Origin of the sequence: Streptomyces sp. NPDC003023, assembly GCF_042888225.1 — a bacterium.
Lineage (GTDB): Bacteria > Actinomycetota > Actinomycetes > Streptomycetales > Streptomycetaceae > Streptomyces.
In genome coordinates, this window is record NZ_JBIAPL010000004.1 from 483,738 (window position 1) to 500,124 (window position 16,387).

12 protein-coding genes are annotated in these 16,387 nt (G+C 68.9%); 5 read left to right on the forward strand and 7 right to left on the reverse strand.

Annotation, left to right across the window (positions count from 1 at the left end; translation table 11 throughout):
* Window positions 1-89: 89 nt before the first annotated feature.
* The 5 genes from ACFYV1_RS17360 to ACFYV1_RS17380 all read right to left on the reverse strand — a co-directional run bounded on the left by ACFYV1_RS17360 (window position 90) and on the right by ACFYV1_RS17380 (window position 7,811).
* Entirely contained in the window at window positions 90-1,037 is a 948-nt protein-coding gene (locus ACFYV1_RS17360) for an alpha/beta fold hydrolase (RefSeq protein WP_389396311.1), read from the reverse strand.
* Between the two features lie 55 nt (window positions 1,038-1,092).
* Window positions 1,093-1,608 (reverse strand): phage holin family protein, encoded by a 516-nt coding sequence (locus ACFYV1_RS17365; protein ID WP_389396312.1) that lies wholly within the window; start codon window positions 1,606-1,608, stop codon window positions 1,093-1,095.
* 56 nt (window positions 1,609-1,664) lie between these two features.
* The gene (gene nhaA / locus ACFYV1_RS17370) at window positions 1,665-3,059 is read right to left on the reverse strand and encodes a Na+/H+ antiporter NhaA (protein ID WP_389396313.1); all 1,395 of its coding nucleotides are present in this window, start codon (window positions 3,057-3,059) and stop codon (window positions 1,665-1,667) included.
* 192 nt (window positions 3,060-3,251) lie between these two features.
* The gene (acs, locus tag ACFYV1_RS17375; RefSeq protein ID WP_389396314.1) at window positions 3,252-5,207 is read right to left on the reverse strand and encodes an acetate--CoA ligase; all 1,956 of its coding nucleotides are present in this window, start codon (window positions 5,205-5,207) and stop codon (window positions 3,252-3,254) included.
* A gap of 228 nt (window positions 5,208-5,435) precedes the next feature.
* The gene (locus ACFYV1_RS17380; RefSeq protein ID WP_389396315.1) at window positions 5,436-7,811 is read right to left on the reverse strand and encodes a SulP family inorganic anion transporter; all 2,376 of its coding nucleotides are present in this window, start codon (window positions 7,809-7,811) and stop codon (window positions 5,436-5,438) included.
* A gap of 288 nt (window positions 7,812-8,099) precedes the next feature.
* On the opposite strand from ACFYV1_RS17380, the gene ACFYV1_RS17385 reads away from it, so the two are divergent.
* Window positions 8,100-9,416 (forward strand): hypothetical protein, encoded by a 1,317-nt coding sequence (locus ACFYV1_RS17385; protein WP_389396316.1) that lies wholly within the window; start codon window positions 8,100-8,102, stop codon window positions 9,414-9,416.
* Between the two features lie 87 nt (window positions 9,417-9,503).
* Here the strand turns inward: ACFYV1_RS17385 and ACFYV1_RS17390 are convergent, their stop codons facing one another.
* The gene (locus tag ACFYV1_RS17390; RefSeq protein ID WP_389396317.1) at window positions 9,504-10,490 is read right to left on the reverse strand and encodes an ATP-binding protein; all 987 of its coding nucleotides are present in this window, start codon (window positions 10,488-10,490) and stop codon (window positions 9,504-9,506) included.
* 102 nt (window positions 10,491-10,592) lie between these two features.
* Between ACFYV1_RS17390 and ACFYV1_RS17395 the strand changes: the two genes are divergently transcribed.
* Window positions 10,593-11,423, forward strand: a complete 831-nt coding sequence (locus ACFYV1_RS17395; RefSeq protein WP_389396318.1) for an oxidoreductase — start codon at window positions 10,593-10,595, stop codon at window positions 11,421-11,423.
* 374 nt (window positions 11,424-11,797) lie between these two features.
* On the opposite strand, the gene ACFYV1_RS17400 is transcribed toward ACFYV1_RS17395, so the two are convergent.
* Window positions 11,798-12,652, reverse strand: a complete 855-nt coding sequence (locus ACFYV1_RS17400; RefSeq protein WP_389396319.1) for an HAD family hydrolase — start codon at window positions 12,650-12,652, stop codon at window positions 11,798-11,800.
* Window positions 12,653-13,187: 535 nt separating this feature from the next.
* Between ACFYV1_RS17400 and ssd the strand changes: the two genes are divergently transcribed.
* The 3 genes from ssd to ACFYV1_RS17415 are packed head-to-tail and all read left to right on the forward strand — an operon-like array spanning window position 13,188 to window position 16,287.
* Window positions 13,188-14,291, forward strand: a complete 1,104-nt coding sequence (gene ssd, locus ACFYV1_RS17405) for a septum site-determining protein Ssd (protein WP_389396320.1) — start codon at window positions 13,188-13,190, stop codon at window positions 14,289-14,291.
* Window positions 14,288-15,436 (forward strand): TadA family conjugal transfer-associated ATPase, encoded by a 1,149-nt coding sequence (locus ACFYV1_RS17410; RefSeq protein WP_389396321.1) that lies wholly within the window; start codon window positions 14,288-14,290, stop codon window positions 15,434-15,436. The genes ssd and ACFYV1_RS17410 overlap by 4 nt, the downstream gene beginning before the upstream one ends.
* Before the next feature lie 14 nt (window positions 15,437-15,450).
* On the forward strand, window positions 15,451-16,287 hold the full coding sequence (locus ACFYV1_RS17415; RefSeq protein WP_389396454.1) for a type II secretion system F family protein: 837 nt from the start codon (window positions 15,451-15,453) through the stop codon (window positions 16,285-16,287).
* Window positions 16,288-16,387 lie beyond the last annotated feature (100 nt).

Sequence of the window (16,387 nt, forward strand, 5' to 3'; positions counted from 1 at the left end):
CAGGGACCGCCAATTGGCTTATGCGCCAGGCATTTGGCCGCTCGTAGGACAATCGTTCTTCGGGTGTGCGACGACCACTCTCGCCGGGTCTACCGGTCGGGCTCCGGATCCTTGAGCCAGTTGATCAGCTCGTTGGAGAAGGCCACCGGATCCTCCTCGTGAGGGAAATGGCCGAGCCCGTCGAACAACCGCCACCGGTACGGCGCTTCGACGTACTCCCCGGAACCGGCCGCACTGCGCGTACGCATCGCCGGATCGAGTGAGCCGTGCAGATGCAGAGTCGGCACCCGCACCGGACGCTTCATCCTGCGGTTGAACTGGATACCGTCCGGTCGGGCCAGCGATCGCACCATCCACCGGTACGGCTCGATCGAACAGTGCGCCGTGGACGGGATCAGCATCGCGCGCCGGTAGACCTCGACGGCCTCCTCGTCGAGCGGCTGCGGCCCGGACCAGCTCTCCATCAGCTCGCCGACCAATGCCGCGTCCCCGGCGACCAGTTGACGTTCGGGAATCCACGGACGCTGGAAGCCCCACACATAGGAGCCCGCGCGGCTCTGCGCGAAGTCGGACAGCATCGCCGAGCGCCACCGCCGGGGGTGCGGCATGGATGAGACAGCGAGCCGGCGCACCAGCTTCGGCCGCATCACCGCCGCCGTCCACGCCAGATAACCGCCCAGGTCGTGTCCGACCAGGGCAGCGTCCGGCTCGCCCAGTGACCGAACGACGCCGGTGATGTCGAGCGCGAGATTGGCGGGGTCGTAACCACGCGGCGTGCGGTCGCTGCCGCCGACACCTCGCAGGTCCATCGCCACGGCCCGGAAGCCAGCGTCGGCCAGCGCAGTCAGCTGATGGCGCCACGTCCACCAGAACTGCGGGAAGCCGTGCAGCAGCATCACCAGCGGCCCGTCCCCCATCTCGGCGATATGGAAGCGGGCACCATTGGCTGCCACGTCGCGGTGGGTCCAGGGACCGTCGATGCGTACGGGGCTACCGAGTGCGCCGAGGCTGCCGGAGCCGGAATCAGGGACCGTCATGCTGATGAGCGTGCCACAACCGGGACGGTGGTGTTCGCGACCCTTGCGGCCGGGGTCAAGCCGAAACCCTGTCCGAGGCCCTGTCCGAGACCCGGTCCGACACGGTGCTGCCGGAATGCTTGGTCAGTTCCACGCCGCGCGGGTGAGGCTTGGCGTTGCTCAGCACGGCGGCCGTCTCCTTGGCCGACGCGACCGCCTTCTGCGGCCCCTTGCCCTTCTTCGCCTTCTTGAGGAAGACCATGCCGATCAGGCCGAGCAGGACGGCGAGGACGACGTTCACCGCGAACGACAGCAGGAAGCACCACGCCAGATTCCAGCCCGTCCAGGCCTCGAAGCCGTAGGCGATGGCGAAACTCACCATGGGCAGTGAGAAGAGCAGCACGACACCGGCCGCGCCGAGTGCCACCCCACCGATCCCGGCCTTCTTCACGTCCTGCCGCAACTGGGCCTTGGCCAGCGCGATCTCGTCATGTACCAGCGCGGACATCTCGGCGGTCGCCGAGGCGACCAGCTGACCGAGACTGCGGTCGGCGCCGACAGCGTTCGCTGTGGTGTTGCCGGGATCGCTCATCGCTGACTCCCTCTCCATCTTCCACGGGTCCGGTGTTTCCTACGGTCCGTGTCAGATCATGCCGGACTGTCGCCACTGTCGCTCGACACCCTGGCCTCTTCCGCCCTTCTGCGGTGCTCTGCGGCCTTCTTCTCGTAGATCGCGGCCATCCTCAGGTGGTATGCCGGGTCGTCCTGCTCGTAGACGTCCGGGACCCCGGACATGTCTTCGTCGCGCTCCTCCTCGGCCGACAGCGCCTGGTAGGTGCGCACCCGCAGTCTGAGCAGCAGCCCGGCGAGGAGCGCGGCGATCAGCGAGCCCATCAGGACCGAGGCCTTGACCTCGTCCGTCAGTTTCGCGTCACCGGTGAAAGCGAGTTCGCCGATGAGCAGGGAGACGGTGAAGCCGATACCCGCCAACGTGGCGAGTGCCATGACATCCGGCCAGGCCAGGTCCTCGTTGAGTTCGGCCTTGGTGAAGCGGGCGGCCAGCCAGGTGCCGCCGAAGATGCCGAGTGCTTTGCCGACCACCAGGCCCAGGACGACACCGAGGGTCTCGGGCTGGGTGAAGACGTCTGTGAGGGCGTCACTGTTGACGGCCACACCGGCCGAGAACAGGGCGAACAGCGGCACCGCGAAGCCTGCGGAGATGGGGCGGATGCTGTGCTCGATGTGCTCGCCCGGGGACTGCTCCTCGCCTTCACGGCGGGAACAGCGCAGCATCAGGCCCATCGCGACACCGGCGATGGTGGCGTGGACGCCGCTGTTGTACATCAGCCCCCAGATGACGAGCGCGAGGGGCAGGTAGACGTACCAGCCGTGCACCTCCTTGCGCAGCAGCAGCCAGAACACCGCGAGCCCGACGATGGCTCCGCCGAGGGCCAGGAAGTTCAGGTCGCTCGTGAAGAACACCGCGATGATCAGGATCGCGAAGAGGTCGTCGACAACCGCGAGGGTGAGCAGGAAGGCACGGAGCGCCGACGGCAGCGAGGTGCCGAGCACAGCCAGCACGGCCAGCGCGAACGCGATGTCGGTCGCGGTCGGGACGGCCCATCCGGCGGTGGAGCCCCCGCCGAGCACGTTGACCACGAGGTAGACCAGAGCCGGCATCGCCATACCGCAGAGCGCGGCGATGACGGGCAGTGCGGCAGCCTTGGGGTCGCGCAGTTCACCGGCGACCAGCTCGCGCTTGAGCTCCAGACCGGCGACGAAGAAGAAGATCGCGAGCAGGCCGTCGGCGGCCCAGTGTCCGATCGAAAGATCGAGACCGAGTGAGGCCGGACCGACGTGGAAGTCGCGCACCGCCGTGTAGCTGTCGCTCAGCGGACTGTTCACCCAGACCAGCGCGGCGACCGCCGCAACCAGCAGAAGCACACCACCGACGGTCTCGGTGCGCAGGGCGTCACCGATGTAGTTCCGCTCGGGCAGGGAGAGGCGTCCGAGGACCTTGCGGGTGGAGTTGGGCGCAGCCACGTGACGGGGCCTTTCCGGTCTGACGGCAGGACGGAACACTTGCCGACCAGACTTCCCGGCGCACCTTGGATCTCACTCACGTCACTGACGCGTTCCTTACTCTACCTGCGTCGGCGCGAGACGGTCCGGCTGGGAGTGCTCATGCCCCCGGTGCGGCGCACCAGGGGCATGAGCACTCGGAGCCGCTGCCGCTCAGTCCTCGCTGGGCGCGCTGGGCAGCTTCGTCTGGATGAGGTCCATCACGGACGAGTCGGTGAGGGTGGTGACGTCACCGAGTTGGCGGTTCTCTGCGACGTCGCGGAGCAGGCGGCGCATGATCTTGCCGGAGCGGGTCTTGGGAAGCTCCGCGACCGGGAGGATCCGCTTGGGCTTGGCGATGGGGCCGAGGGTGGTGCCGACGTGGTTGCGCAGGTCGTTCACCAGGTTGTCGTCCTCGCTGGCCGTTCCGCGCAGGATGACGAAGGCGACGATGGCCTGTCCGGTTGTCTCGTCGGCGGCGCCCACGACGGCCGCCTCGGCGACCTTCGGGTGCGAGACCAGCGCGGACTCGACCTCGGTGGTCGAGATGTTGTGGCCCGAGACGAGCATGACGTCGTCGACCCGGCCGAGCAGCCAGATGTCGCCGTCGTCGTCCTTCTTGGCGCCGTCACCCGCGAAGTACTTGCCTTCGAAGCGGGACCAGTAGGTGTCGAGGAAGCGCTGGTCGTCGCCCCAGATGGTGCGGAGCATCGACGGCCACGGCTCGGTGAGGACGAGGTAACCGCCGCCCCCGTCGGGAACCTCGTTGGCCTCGTCGTCGACGACGGTGGCCGAGATGCCGGGGAGGGCGCGCTGGGCCGAGCCGGGCTTGGCGGAGGTGACGCCGGGCAGCGGCGAGATCATCATGGCGCCGGTCTCGGTCTGCCACCAGGTGTCGACGACCGGGGTCCTGCCGGCGCCGATGTGCTCCCGGTACCAGATCCAAGCCTCGGGGTTGATCGGCTCACCGACCGACCCGAGAACCCTCAGGCTGCTCAGGTCGAACTTGGCGGGGATGTCGTCGCCCCACTTCATGAAGGTGCGGATCGCGGTCGGCGCGGTGTAGAGGATCGTGACGCCGTACTTCTGGACGATCTCCCAGAACCGCCCCTGGTGGGGGGTGTCGGGCGTGCCCTCGTACATGACCTGCGTCGCGCCGTTGGCCAGCGGGCCGTAGACGATGTACGAGTGTCCGGTCACCCAGCCGATGTCGGCGGTGCACCAGTAGACGTCCGACTCGGGCTTGAGGTCGAAGACGGCGTGGTGGGTGTAAGCGGTCTGGGTGAGGTAGCCGCCGGAGGTGTGCAGGATGCCCTTCGGCTTACCTGTGGTGCCCGAGGTGTACAGGATGAAGAGCGGGTGCTCGGCGTCGAAGGCCTCGGGGGTGTGTTCGGTGGACTGGCGGCCGACGATGTCGTGCCACCACACGTCGCGGCCCTCGGTGAAGGCGGTCTCCTGGCCCGTGCGCTGCACGACGAGCACGTGCTCGACTTGCGGGCACCGGGCGACGGCCTCGTCGATCGCGGGCTTGAGGGCGCTTGGCTTGCCGCGGCGGTAACCGCCGTCGGAGGTGATGACGAGTTTGGCGTCGGCGTCCTGGATACGGGAGGCGACGGCGTCCGCGGAGAAGCCGCCGAAAACCACCGAGTGCGCGGCGCCGATACGCGCACAGGCCAGCATCGCCACGGCGGCCTCGGGGATCATCGGCAGGTAGATGGCGACCCGGTCGCCCGTGCGGACACCGAGCTCGAGCAGAGCGTTGGCGGCCTGGGAGACCTCGTCCTTGAGCTGGGCGTAGGTGATGGCCCGGCCGTCGCCGGGCTCGCCCTCGAAGTGGATGGCGACACGGTCGCCGTGGCCCGCCTCGACATGCCGGTCGACACAGTTGTACGCGACGTTCAGCTTGCCGTCGGCGAACCACTTCGCGAAGGGAGGGTTCGACCAGTCGAGGGTCTCCGTCGGTTCGGTGGCCCAGCTGAGCCTGCGCGCCTGCTCGGCCCAGAAGCCAAGCCTGTCCGCCGCGGCCCGCTCGTACGCCTCCGCCGTCACGTTGGCGTTCGCTGCCAGCTCGGCCGGCGGTGCGAAGCGCCGCTCTTCCTTCAGAAGGTTGGCCAGGCTCTCGTTGCTCACGACATCTCCCTTTCCCAGGGCGTCTTCTGTGCGTATGTGTCCCAGGCCATAGCTCATCAGCCGAAGGGCCCAGGTGACAAGGGCCTACCGGATATTGGTTTAGACCTGTGGGCGCCCCTCGTCCCCGGGCGGTGGGAACGAGGGGCCACACGTTCTCACGGACGCGGCGCGTCGGCGGTTCATTCACGGCGCCCGGACGTGCCGCGTCGGCCCGCTCGGCCAGATGGCTCAGGCGTGGGCGTTGCCCATGGCCGAAGGGGCGGGGTCCACTCTGTCGAAGACCTCGTCGATCTCGTCCTCCGATGTGCTCGTGAGGAGATACGCCTGGGCCTCGCCCACGTGGAAGTACATCCCGTGCAGCCGGAGTGAACCCTCGGCCAGTCGGCGTGCCACGGATTCATGGGCCCGCAGGTGTTCCAGTTGCTGGAGCACGTTGGTCAGGCACAGCTGTTCCACCGCGTCCGTGGGCAGCCGGCCCGAAATCCTTGCCCAGGCCCGGTGCCGGCTTTTCATCCGTTGCAGGCTGGGACGGCCGTGCCGCAGCCAGCGGGCGAGCGGTGTGGCGGTGCCGTCGGGCGGGCTGTTCAGCATGGCCTGCATCGCTCCGCAGCCCGAGTGCCCGCATACGGTGATGGAGTCCACCTCGAGGATGTCGACGGCGTACTCGATCGCGGCCGCGACGGAGTCGTCCGCGGCCTCCTCGCCGGGCAGCGGTACGAGGTTGCCCACATTGCGCACGGTGAACAGATCCCCGGGGCCACTCGCCGTGATCATGCTGGTGACCAGCCTGGAGTCGGCGCAGGTGATGAAGAGCTGCGAGGGCCGCTGGCCCTCGCGCGCCAGTCGAGCCAGCTCGTCGCGCACCAGGGGAGCGGTGTTGCGCTGGAACGAGCTGAGGCCGCTGGCCAGATGGTGCGCTCGGGTCTCCCGGGGCCGCTCACCGCAGTGGTGGTTGCGCCACGGGGTCCAAGGGCGGCAGCAACCATGGGTCTCGTCGGCGGGCTCGCTGATCCGGCCTCCGGCCCGCCCGGTCACCTCCACCGTCCCGCCATGGGCGGTGTGCGAGGTCTGCCAGTCGTGCAGCGCCTCGTACGCCGCATGGTCCATGAACGAGCCGTCCAACTCGATCACGCAGTCGGCCGCGTGGGGAACCTGGGCCAGCACCCGGCTGAGTCGGGGCACGGCGAGGAAGGTCAGCTGGCCCTGTGCACGCACCCGGTGGACACCGTCCAGCTCCGTCACTGTGATCCGCGTCCGAGTGAGCCGGTGCAGGGCGACCGCCACGGCCACGGCCACGCCGATGACCACGCCTTCCAGCACGCCTGTGAGCACGACCGCGCTCAGGGTGGCGGCGTAGACGAGAATCTCGCGGTTCCTCATCACGCTCCGCAGATGCGTGATGTTGACCATCTGCACGCCCACCACCATGACCAGCGCGGCCAGTGCGGCCAGCGGAATCAGGTCGAGGACGGGAACCAGCAGCAGGGCCGCGACCACGATCCAGAGGCCGTGCAGCATGGTGGAGGCACGGCTGACCGCACCGGCGGCCACGTTGGCCGAACTGCGCACGGCGACGCCGGTGATCGGAAGCCCGCCGAGTGCTCCCGACACGACGTTCGCCGCTCCCTGCCCCGCCAGTTCACGGTCGAGATCGGCGCGGGGGATGCGTACCGGCGGCTTCTTGCGAGCGGCGGCGAGCTTGTCGATGGCCACCGCCGACAGCAGCGACTCCACGCTGGCGACCAATGTGATGGTGAGGACGGCGGCGAGCAGGCCGAGCGCCGGCCCCTCGGGAAGCTCGGGCAGTGCGTGCGAACGCCATGAGGGAAGGTCGACCCGTGCCTGATGCAGCCCGGCGAACGTGGCGAGTGCTGTGGCTGCGGCCACCGCCGCCAGCGCTGCCGGGACCTTCCGGACAACAGTGCCCGTGCGACCGGGGATGCGCGGCCAGATCAGCAGTACGGCGACCGTCAGGACGCTGACGGACAGGGCGGCCGGGTGGAGGGCGGCCAACTGGGCCGGCAGACCCCGCACATTGCTCATTGCCGAGCTCTGCGGGGTGCCGCCGAGGACGATGTGTAGTTGTGCGAGGGCGATCGTGACGCCGATGCCCGCCAGCATGCCGTGCACGATCGCCGGACTCACGGCCAGAGCGGAGCGGGCCACGCGCACAGCGGCCAGGGCGAGTTGACACAGTCCGGCGAGGACGGTGATGGCGCAGGTGGTGCGCCAGCCGTACCTCTGGATCAGTTCGGCGGTCACCACGGTCAGCCCGGCGGCGGGACCGCTGACCTGCAGCGTCGACCCGCCCAGTCGGCCGGCGACGATGCCGCCGACGGCGGCGGCGACGAGACCGGCCTGGAGCGGGGCGCCTGTGGCGAGTGCGATCCCGAGGGAAAGCGGCAGCGCGATCAGGAAGACGGAGACGGACGCGGAGAGGTCGGCGCCCTGAATACGGAAGTGACGGCCCGGGCCGGACGGCGGGGCGTGCGGACGCTGGAAGCGGGATGCGGGGGACTGCGGGCCCGTGCGGACCGGCTCGTTCTTCGAAGGTTCTTCGGGCTGGTGAGAAGGATCGTCGGTGCGAATGGGGGCGCAGGACATTGTTCCCGTCTCCTCCGGGGCAGCGCGGTCGCGGAATGTGGGGTCGCGGCCGTGGGTCACGGCATTGCAGCGGCGGGATACTCAAACTTTCGGTAAATGGATCGTAATGCAGAGTAAAGACTCGGGCATTATTTTCCGGGCAAATAGGGCAATGTTTCACCCCATTCAGTGATTAGTCATTTCATCACGGCCCGTCGCCCGGCCTTTCCGGTCCTCCCGATGCGAGTTTGACGGCTCCGTATGCACCGCCGTCAGACAGTCGTATTGGCATAGGAATGAGGTGGGCGGATGTTGGCCGCTACGAAGAGGGGTGTCACCGTCGGCGCAGTCGCCGCGGCGCTGATCGCAGGACTCGCAGGGTGTTCAGGTCCTGGCAGCTCAGAGGTGTCGGGCGGCCCCGGGGCCAAGGAAGGCGCCGCCGGGGGGAAGGAAGGGGTCGCGGCCCCCAAGAGCGCGGTGCGCCTCATCGGTGACGGCTCCACCGCCTTCACCGGCGCCCAGCCCGGGCTGCTCGAGCCGAAACGGCTGAAGCCGGGGCAGAAGCCTCCGCAGTTTGTGGTGTTCTCCTGGGACGGCGCGGGGGAGGACAGCCAGAAGCTCTTCTCGCACTTCCGTGAAGTCGGCAAGAAGTACGACGCGACGATGACGTACTTCCTCAGCGGCGTCTATCTCCTTCCTGAGGAGAAGCGGAAGATGTACAACCCGCCGCAGCACGCCGCCGGCCGTTCCGACATCGGCTTCAACGACACCGAGGGGATCAGGAACACCGTCCGCGAACTGCGCGCCGCGTGGCTCGACGGCAACGAGGTGGGAACGCACTTCAACGGCCACTTCTGCGGCAAGGACGGCGGGGTGGGCGACTGGTCCGTCAGCGACTGGAAGAGCGAGATCAGCCAGGCCAAGTCCTTCGTCAAGAACTGGAAGACGAACGCGGGTCTCAGCTCCATGGAGCCCCTTCCCTTCGACTACGACAAGGAACTCATCGGCGCCCGCACCCCGTGCCTGGAGGGCCGCGAGAACTTCAGGCGCGCCGCGAGCGAACTCGGCTTCCGCTACGACACCAGCGGCGTCAACAACCAGGTCTGGCCGGGGAAGGATCTCGGCCTGTGGGACCTGTCCCTGCAGATGGTCCCGGTACCCGGCCGTGCCTTCGAGACGCTGGCCATGGACTACAACTTCATGGTCAACCAGTCCGGCACCGTGAAGGGCGATCCCGCGAAGCACGAGTACTGGGGCAACCAGATGCGCGACGGCCTGATCCAGGCCTTCGACCGTGCCTACGAGGGCAATCGCGCACCCCTGATCATCGGCAACCACTTCGAGTCCTGGAACGGTGGCACGTACATGCGCGCCATCGAGGAGACGATCGCGACGGTCTGTGTGAAGAGCGACGTGCACTGCGTGTCGTTCCGTCAGTTGGTCGACTGGCTGGATGCACAGGACCCGAAGGTCCTCGAGAAGCTGCGCGGCCTGGCGGTCGGACAGGCACCCAAGGGCGGCTGGGAGGGATTCCTGACCAAGCCCGTCGCCCCCGCGGCTCCGCCGGCCGAGAAGCCTGCCGGAAAGGCCGGGGCGAAGCCTGAGGGCGCTGCGGAGAAGCGCTGACCGCCCGGCAGGAACAGGCGGCCCGTCGCATGTGACGGAGCCGGGTCCCCTCCCACGGCGATGCGGGACGGGACCCGGCCGGGCCGGTCAGCCGGGCTGCGGTACAGGGATGTGCTCGCCGAGCACGAACGCCGGATCGACCTGCGCCGCCAGGTCGGCCCCGGTCTTCTCGTTGCCCCAGCTCTCCGCGTTTCTCAGATGGAAGTGCACCATCTGGCGGGTGTAGAGCTCCCAGTCGCGGGCCGCATAGGAGTCCTCAGCCGTGTTCTGCAGGGTCTGAAGGGCCATGCGGTTGTCCGCCTCCAGCAGCTCGAACCGTGCCGGGCGTCCCTTTTCCATGGCCCGCACCCACTCCGAGTGCCCGATGGTGGTGAGCAGTTCGTCGCCCACCTCCTGGCGGAGGAACTCGATGTCGTCCGGGCCCTGAACCTTGTTGCCCACGACCTTCAGCGCGACGCCGAAGTCGCGGGCGTACTCCTTGTACTGCCGGTAGACCGAGACGCCCTTGAGCGTGGGTTCCGCCACCAGGAACGTCATGTCGAAGCGGGTGAACATTCCCGAGGCGAAGGAGTCGGACCCGGCGGTCATGTCGACCACCACGTACTCCTCGTCGCCGTCGACGAGATGGTTGAGGCAGAGCTCGACCGCGCCGACCTTGGAGTGGTAGCAGGAGACTCCGAGGTCCGACTCGGTGAAGGGGCCCGTGGCCATGAGCCTGATGTCGCCGTCGTCCAGACGGACGGTGCGGGCGCAGGCGTCGTACACCGGGTTGTCCTCGACGACGCGCAGCAGCCGTGAACCCTCCCCGGGCGGCGTCGTCTTGATCATCGTGTCGGCCGACGTGATCCGTGGATTGGAGCCGCGCAGATAGTCCTTGATCAGCGGCAGATGCGCGCCCATCGCGGGCAGCGCGGACGCCTCCGCGTCGTCGAGGCCGAGCGCGACCCCCAGATGCTGGTTGATGTCGGCGTCCACCGCGACGACGGGGGCTTCGTTGGCGGCGAGGTGGCGGATGAAGAGAGAGGACAGCGTCGTCTTCCCGCTGCCGCCCTTTCCTACGAAAGCGATCTTCATGTTCACCTAGGGTAGTGGAGTGGCTGCGTCGGGTTGTCATGATGGGTGAGGAAGGCCACTCCAACGTGGGGTGCGGCGTTGGTACGCGTAGCCTCGCTGCTTATGAGTACGAACGCCTCGTCGGCCGATCCCCTCGCCACTCTCGGCACTCTGCCGGGCGTCGCCGACTCCGTGGATTCCGTGCGCAAGGCCGTCGACCGGGTCTACGGGCACCGGATCATGCGTCGGCGCGGAAACGAGATCACCTCCGAGGCGGCGCTGCGCGCGGCGCGCGGTTCCGCTGCCCTGTCCGGGGCGGACTGGGAACTGGAGGAAGTCCGCAGGCGTACGGACTTCGGCAGCGAACCGGAGGCCCGAACGGTGGGCGCGGCCCTCAGGCTCACCGCTGAAGCAGGTCAGCTGCTCTCCATCTGGCGGCAGTCGCCGTTGCGTGTGCTGGCCAGGCTGCACCTCGTGGCGGCGGGTGGTACCGCCGGCGACGAGACGGTCGGGCGGCCGCGTCTTCCCGGTGAGACGGTGGACGAGCCGCTGATCGAGGCGCCGTTGCCGGACGTGGCCGAGATGACGGGCCGTCTTGACGGCCTGGCCGAGCTGATCATCGCGGGGACCGAGGCTCCGGCCCTGGTGACCGCCGCCGTGGTGCACGGTGAGCTCCTCGCGCTGCGGCCGTTCGGCTCGTGCAACGCTCTGGTGGCGAGGGCGGCCGAGCGGATCGTACTCATCGGCAGCGGGCTCGATCCGAAGGCCATCTGCCCTGCGGAGGTCGGTCACGCGGAGCAGAGCCGGGCCGCGTACGTCGCAGCCTTCGAGGCGTACCTGACCGGAACCCCGGAGGGCATGGCGGCGTGGATCACGCACTGTGGCCGTTCGGTGGAGCTTGGGGTCAGGGAATCGACCGCCGTGTGCGAGGCACTTCAGCGCGGCGCCGCCTGAGAATGTTCGGGGGGAGGGCGGAAGGGCCCGGCTGAAAAGGGTCGCGGCGGTACCGACTTCCGGTACCGCCGCTGGCATGAGCTCCGAGTTACCATGCGTCCTCGAGTGTTGCCCATCAGGTAGGGAACTTTGCCCTCACCTGGTGCGGCTGGCCCGTAATCGACGGGTCGACGTCGCGTGGGTGCTCAGTTTTCATGCATCGGTCCGTGGGGCCTTTCTGCGTTACAGGTGATCCTTTCGGATGTCCTCGGTCTCGCGGGCCGTGACTCCTTTGTACTACTGCGGGCAGGGATGCGAAAGCCCTGCCCACACATCTTTACTTTTGGGTTCAAATACGTGCGAATTGGTTGACCGTTGACCGTTGACCGCAACGCTCAGCGGGTCGCGGCCTGTGCCGCGGCGGCGGCGCTTCGACGGCGGCCGGCGTACCAGACCAGTCCGGCTGTCGCGGCTGCGGCACAGGCCGCCACGGCCACCATCAGTGCGGGTCGTGGGGTCATGGAGAAGGCAGGCAGTCGCTGCTTGAGTCGGACGGGCCGGTTGAAGTCGAGAATCGGCCAGTCCCGCAGGGCCGCCTCACGGCGCAGGCCGCGCCCCGGGTTCACCGCGTACGGATGGCCGACCGCCGCGAGCATCGGGACGTCGGTGACCGAGTCGCTGTACGCGTAGCAACGCGTCAGGTCGTACCCCTCGGATTCGGCCAGCTCCCTGATTGCCGCCGCCTTGGTCGGACCGTACGCGTAGTACCCGACCTCCCCGGTGAAGCAGCCGTCGTCGCCCACGACCATGCGCGTGGCCACGACCCGGTCGGCGCCGAGCAGTTCGCCGATCGGTTCGACGACTTCGGCGCCGGACGTGGAGACGATGACCACGTCGCGGCCCGCGGCCTGGTGCTCCTCGATGAGCGAGGCGGCCTCGTCGTAGATGATCGGATCGATGAGGTCGTGGAGCGTCTCGGCGACGATCTCCTTGACCTGCTGGACGTTCCAGCCTTTGCAGAGGGCTGAGAGGTACTCGCGCATGCGCTCCATCTGGTCGTGGTCCGCACCTCCCGCGAGAAAAACGAACTGGGCATATGCGGTACGTAGTACGGCGCGCCGGTTGATCAGCCCGCCTTGGTAGAAGGACTTGCTGAAGGTCAGAGTCGATGACTTCGCAATGACCGTCTTGTCCAGGTCAAAGAAGGCGGCTGTACGCGGCAAGGAGTGGTTTTCCACAAGGCTGAGCATATGTGCCCGCCATTCGGCGTACGCTCGGGCGTGTGGGTTTGCCTGAGAAGGCTCTCGGGTACACCATGGAAGTCACGGATCGTTCGCGACCGTGCTAACCCGGTCCGGCTCCTCCCCCCCCGAGTCGGCCGGAGAGACGACCCCCGCTCTCCCCCCCGGCGGGGGTCGTCGCATGTCCGGGCCCGTTTCTCAACTCTGTCGGGCCGGTGAGCCGCTCGGGCGGCCTCTTTCGCTCCTTGCGCTGTACCGGACGACCCACCCCCGGATTTGTCACTTTGTGTAGTCGTCGTGGTGCTCTCCGGCAGACTTCCGGCATGTCTCCGGCACGGCTCGAGAGGGTCGGCCCTGAGGCCTCCGGGACTCACTGGTATGAGCTACGGGGATATTCACAAGTGGCTAGTTGTCCACAGTTTTTCAGCAAGATCCACACGAATTTTCACTGCCCTGCACCGTGATTCCAGCCGCGTAACTCGCGGGCCGAAGGAATCACGGATCTCGATGCGATGCGAGATCGCGGAGGGAAGGGGTGGAGATCGTGGCCGGATCCATCACATCGGAGTGCCCGCGTGCCGGGGAAGGGCGGCCTGGCGGCCCTCTGATCGTCACCGAGGACGTGGAGCTGCTGGACGATCTGCTGCGGCTGTGCGCAGCAGCGGGTGCCGAACCGGACGTGCACCACACCCTGCCCGAGGGCAGAGGCGGGTGGGAGGACGCGCCGCTCGTTCTCGTGGGTGACGACGCTGCTCCACGCTGCCGTGGGGCCTCGCGCCGGCGTGGCGTGCTTCTCGTGGGGCGCGACCAGGACGACCCGGACGTATGGCGGCGAGCGGTGGAGATCGGGGCCGACGGCGTGCTGCGGCTGCCCGATGCCGAGAGCTGGCTCCTCGACCGCATCGCCGATGTCGTGGAGGGAGTGGGACGGCAGGCTCTGACCGTCGGAGTGATCGGCGGCCGCGGCGGCGCCGGCGCGTCGACGCTGGCCACCGCGCTCGCGGTGACAGCGGCGCGCGGCGGTCGGCGCACAATGCTCGTCGACGGTGACCCGCTGGGCGGAGGACTCGACGTACTGCTCGGAGGAGAGCACACAGACGGCAGGCGGTGGCCGGATTTCGCCGCTTCGAAGGGGCGAGTCGCGGGCGGTGCCCTTGAGGAGTCCCTGCCCGAACTGCACGCCCTGCGGGTGCTCAGCTGGGACCGCGGTGATTCCGTGGTAATCCCTCCAGAGGCCATGCGGTCGGTCCTCGCGGCTGCCCGCAGGCGAGGTGGAGTGGTGGTCGTGGACCTGCCGCGCCGTGTCGACGAAGGAGTGGCTGAGGCGCTGGCCCAACTGGACCTGGGTCTGCTCGTGGTGCCGGGTGAGCTGCGAGCGGTCGCAGCCGCCAACAGGGTGGCCTCGACCGTGGGCATGGTCCTTCCCGACCTGCGGGCGGTGGTGCGCGGACCGTACGCGCCGGGACTCGACGAGCAGTGGGTGGCGGACGCCCTCGGGCTCCCGCTCGCAGGTGAACTCCCCACCGAGCCAGGGCTGCAGGCAGCCCAGTGCGGGGGATCTCCACCGGGCGTGAGCGGCCGCGGGCCGCTGGCCAGGTTCTGCACCGCTTTCTGGGAGAGGGCACTGGCCGAGGAGGGCGTCGCATGAGCTCCGGACTGCTGGAGGCGGTGCGGCAGCGGCTCGCGGAGAGCGGGGCGGAACCCACGCCCGCCCGCGTGGCGGCAGCCCTGCGGGCGCAGGGGCGGCTGCTCGGCGACGCCGAAGTGCTGGGCGGCACGGAGAGGTTGCGCTGCGAGCTGGTCGGCACGGGGCCGCTGGAACCGCTCCTGGCCGATCCGTCGGTCACCGACGTGCTGGTCTCCGCGCCCGACCGGGTCTGGGTGGACCGGGGCAGGGGCCTGGAGCTCACCGAGGTGACGTTCGCCGACGCGGCGTCGGTCCGCAGGCTGGCGCAACGGCTGTCGGCAGTCGCCGAACGGAGGCTGGACGACGCGCGGCCCTGGGTGGACGCACGTCTGCCGGACGGGACACGGATGCATGCGGTGATCCCTCCCGTGGCCGTCGGCTCCACCTGCCTCTCGCTGCGCGTCGTACGTCCCCGTGCCTTCTCCGTGGGGGAGTTGGTCGACGCGGGGACCGTGCCGCCGGGCGGGGACAGGTTCATGCGGGCGTTGATCGAGGCCCGGCTGTCGTTTCTGATCAGCGGCGGTACCGGTTCAGGCAAGACGACTCTCCTGAGCAGCCTTCTGGGGCTGGTCGGGGAGAGGGAGCGCATCGTTCTGGCCGAGGACTCGGCCGAGCTGCGACCCGACCATCCGCATGTGGTGCGGCTGGAGTCGCGCACGGCCAATCAGGAGGGAGCGGGACGCGTGACGCTCCAGGATCTCGTCAGACAGGCGCTGCGGATGCGCCCCGACCGGCTGGTGGTCGGCGAGGTGCGCGGCGCGGAGGTGACCGAGCTCCTGGCCGCTCTCAACACCGGTCACGAAGGGGGGTGCGGAACCTTGCACGCCAACGCGGCAGCAGACGTGCCGGCGCGGCTGGAGGCTCTGGGGACTGCCGCAGGGCTCGACAGGGCCGCGCTGCACAGCCAGCTGGCGGCGGCCCTCTCCGTGGTGATCCATCTCGTACGGGACGGCGCCGGCCGAAGGCGGGTGGCCGAGATCCATGTGCTGGAGCGGAACGCGACGGGCCTGGTGGTGACGGTACCGGCGCTGAGGTGGGCCAAGGGCGCGTTCCTGCCCGAAGCGGGGTGGGGGCGGCTGCGGGCCCTGGTCGGTGGTGCGCTGTGACGGCCGTTCAGACGATGTGCGCCGCGGCTCTGTGCGCGGGAGCAGCTGCGTGGCTCCTGACCGGCGGACAGGGCCGGGGCCTGCGGAGGGCACGGTTGCTGTTCGCGGATGCGGGCTCGGTGGCGCTTCCTCCGTGGTGGGCATGGGAGCGGATGCTGCCTGCCATCAAGCTCCGGAAGGAGTGGCTTTGCCTGCCGGCGGCGCTCGTGGTGGCTCTGGCGGGTGAGTCCCCGCTGCCGCTGGCCGCAGGAGCCGTCGCTGTGCCTCTGGTGCGGCGGTGGCTGCGAACCAGGGAACGAAGGAGGGACGAGGACCGGCGGGCCCAAGGGGTCATCGGTTTGTGCGGCACCACTGCGGGCGAGCTGAGAGCGGGGCTGCAACCGGCGCAGGCGTTGCTGCTCGCCGCCAAGGCGACAGATGTGCTCGGTGACTTCGAGCCGGCGGTTGTGGCGGCGGCGAGGTTCGGTGGGGACGTGCCCGAGGCGTTACGGGCGGCGGCCCGGCAACCGGGGGCCGAGGGGCTGGCCGGAGTGGCGGCCTGTTGGCGGGTGGCCGTCGACAGCGGGGCGGGCCTGGCCGCGGGGCTGGACCGCCTGGAAGCTGCCCTGAGAGCGGAGAGCGACCAGCGTGAGGACCTGAAAGCGCAGTTGGCCGGAGCGTGGTCGACCATCGCGTTGCTCGCACTGCTCCCGGCCGGGGGTCTGGCCATGGGATGGGCGCTCGGGGCGGATCCGCTGCGTGTGCTGTTCCACACTCCGGCAGGCATCGCCTGCTTGGGGATCGGTGGCCTGCTGGAAACCGCGGGACTGTGGTGGGCAGGACGGATCGTTCGCGCCGGAGAGACGGTATGAACGGGGAAGCCGTCCACAGGCTGTGGGCGATCGTGGCGGTCCTCTCCGCGGTGGCCTGCCTGGTCTCGCTGATGACGGCGAGGCGGCGCCGGAGCAGGGC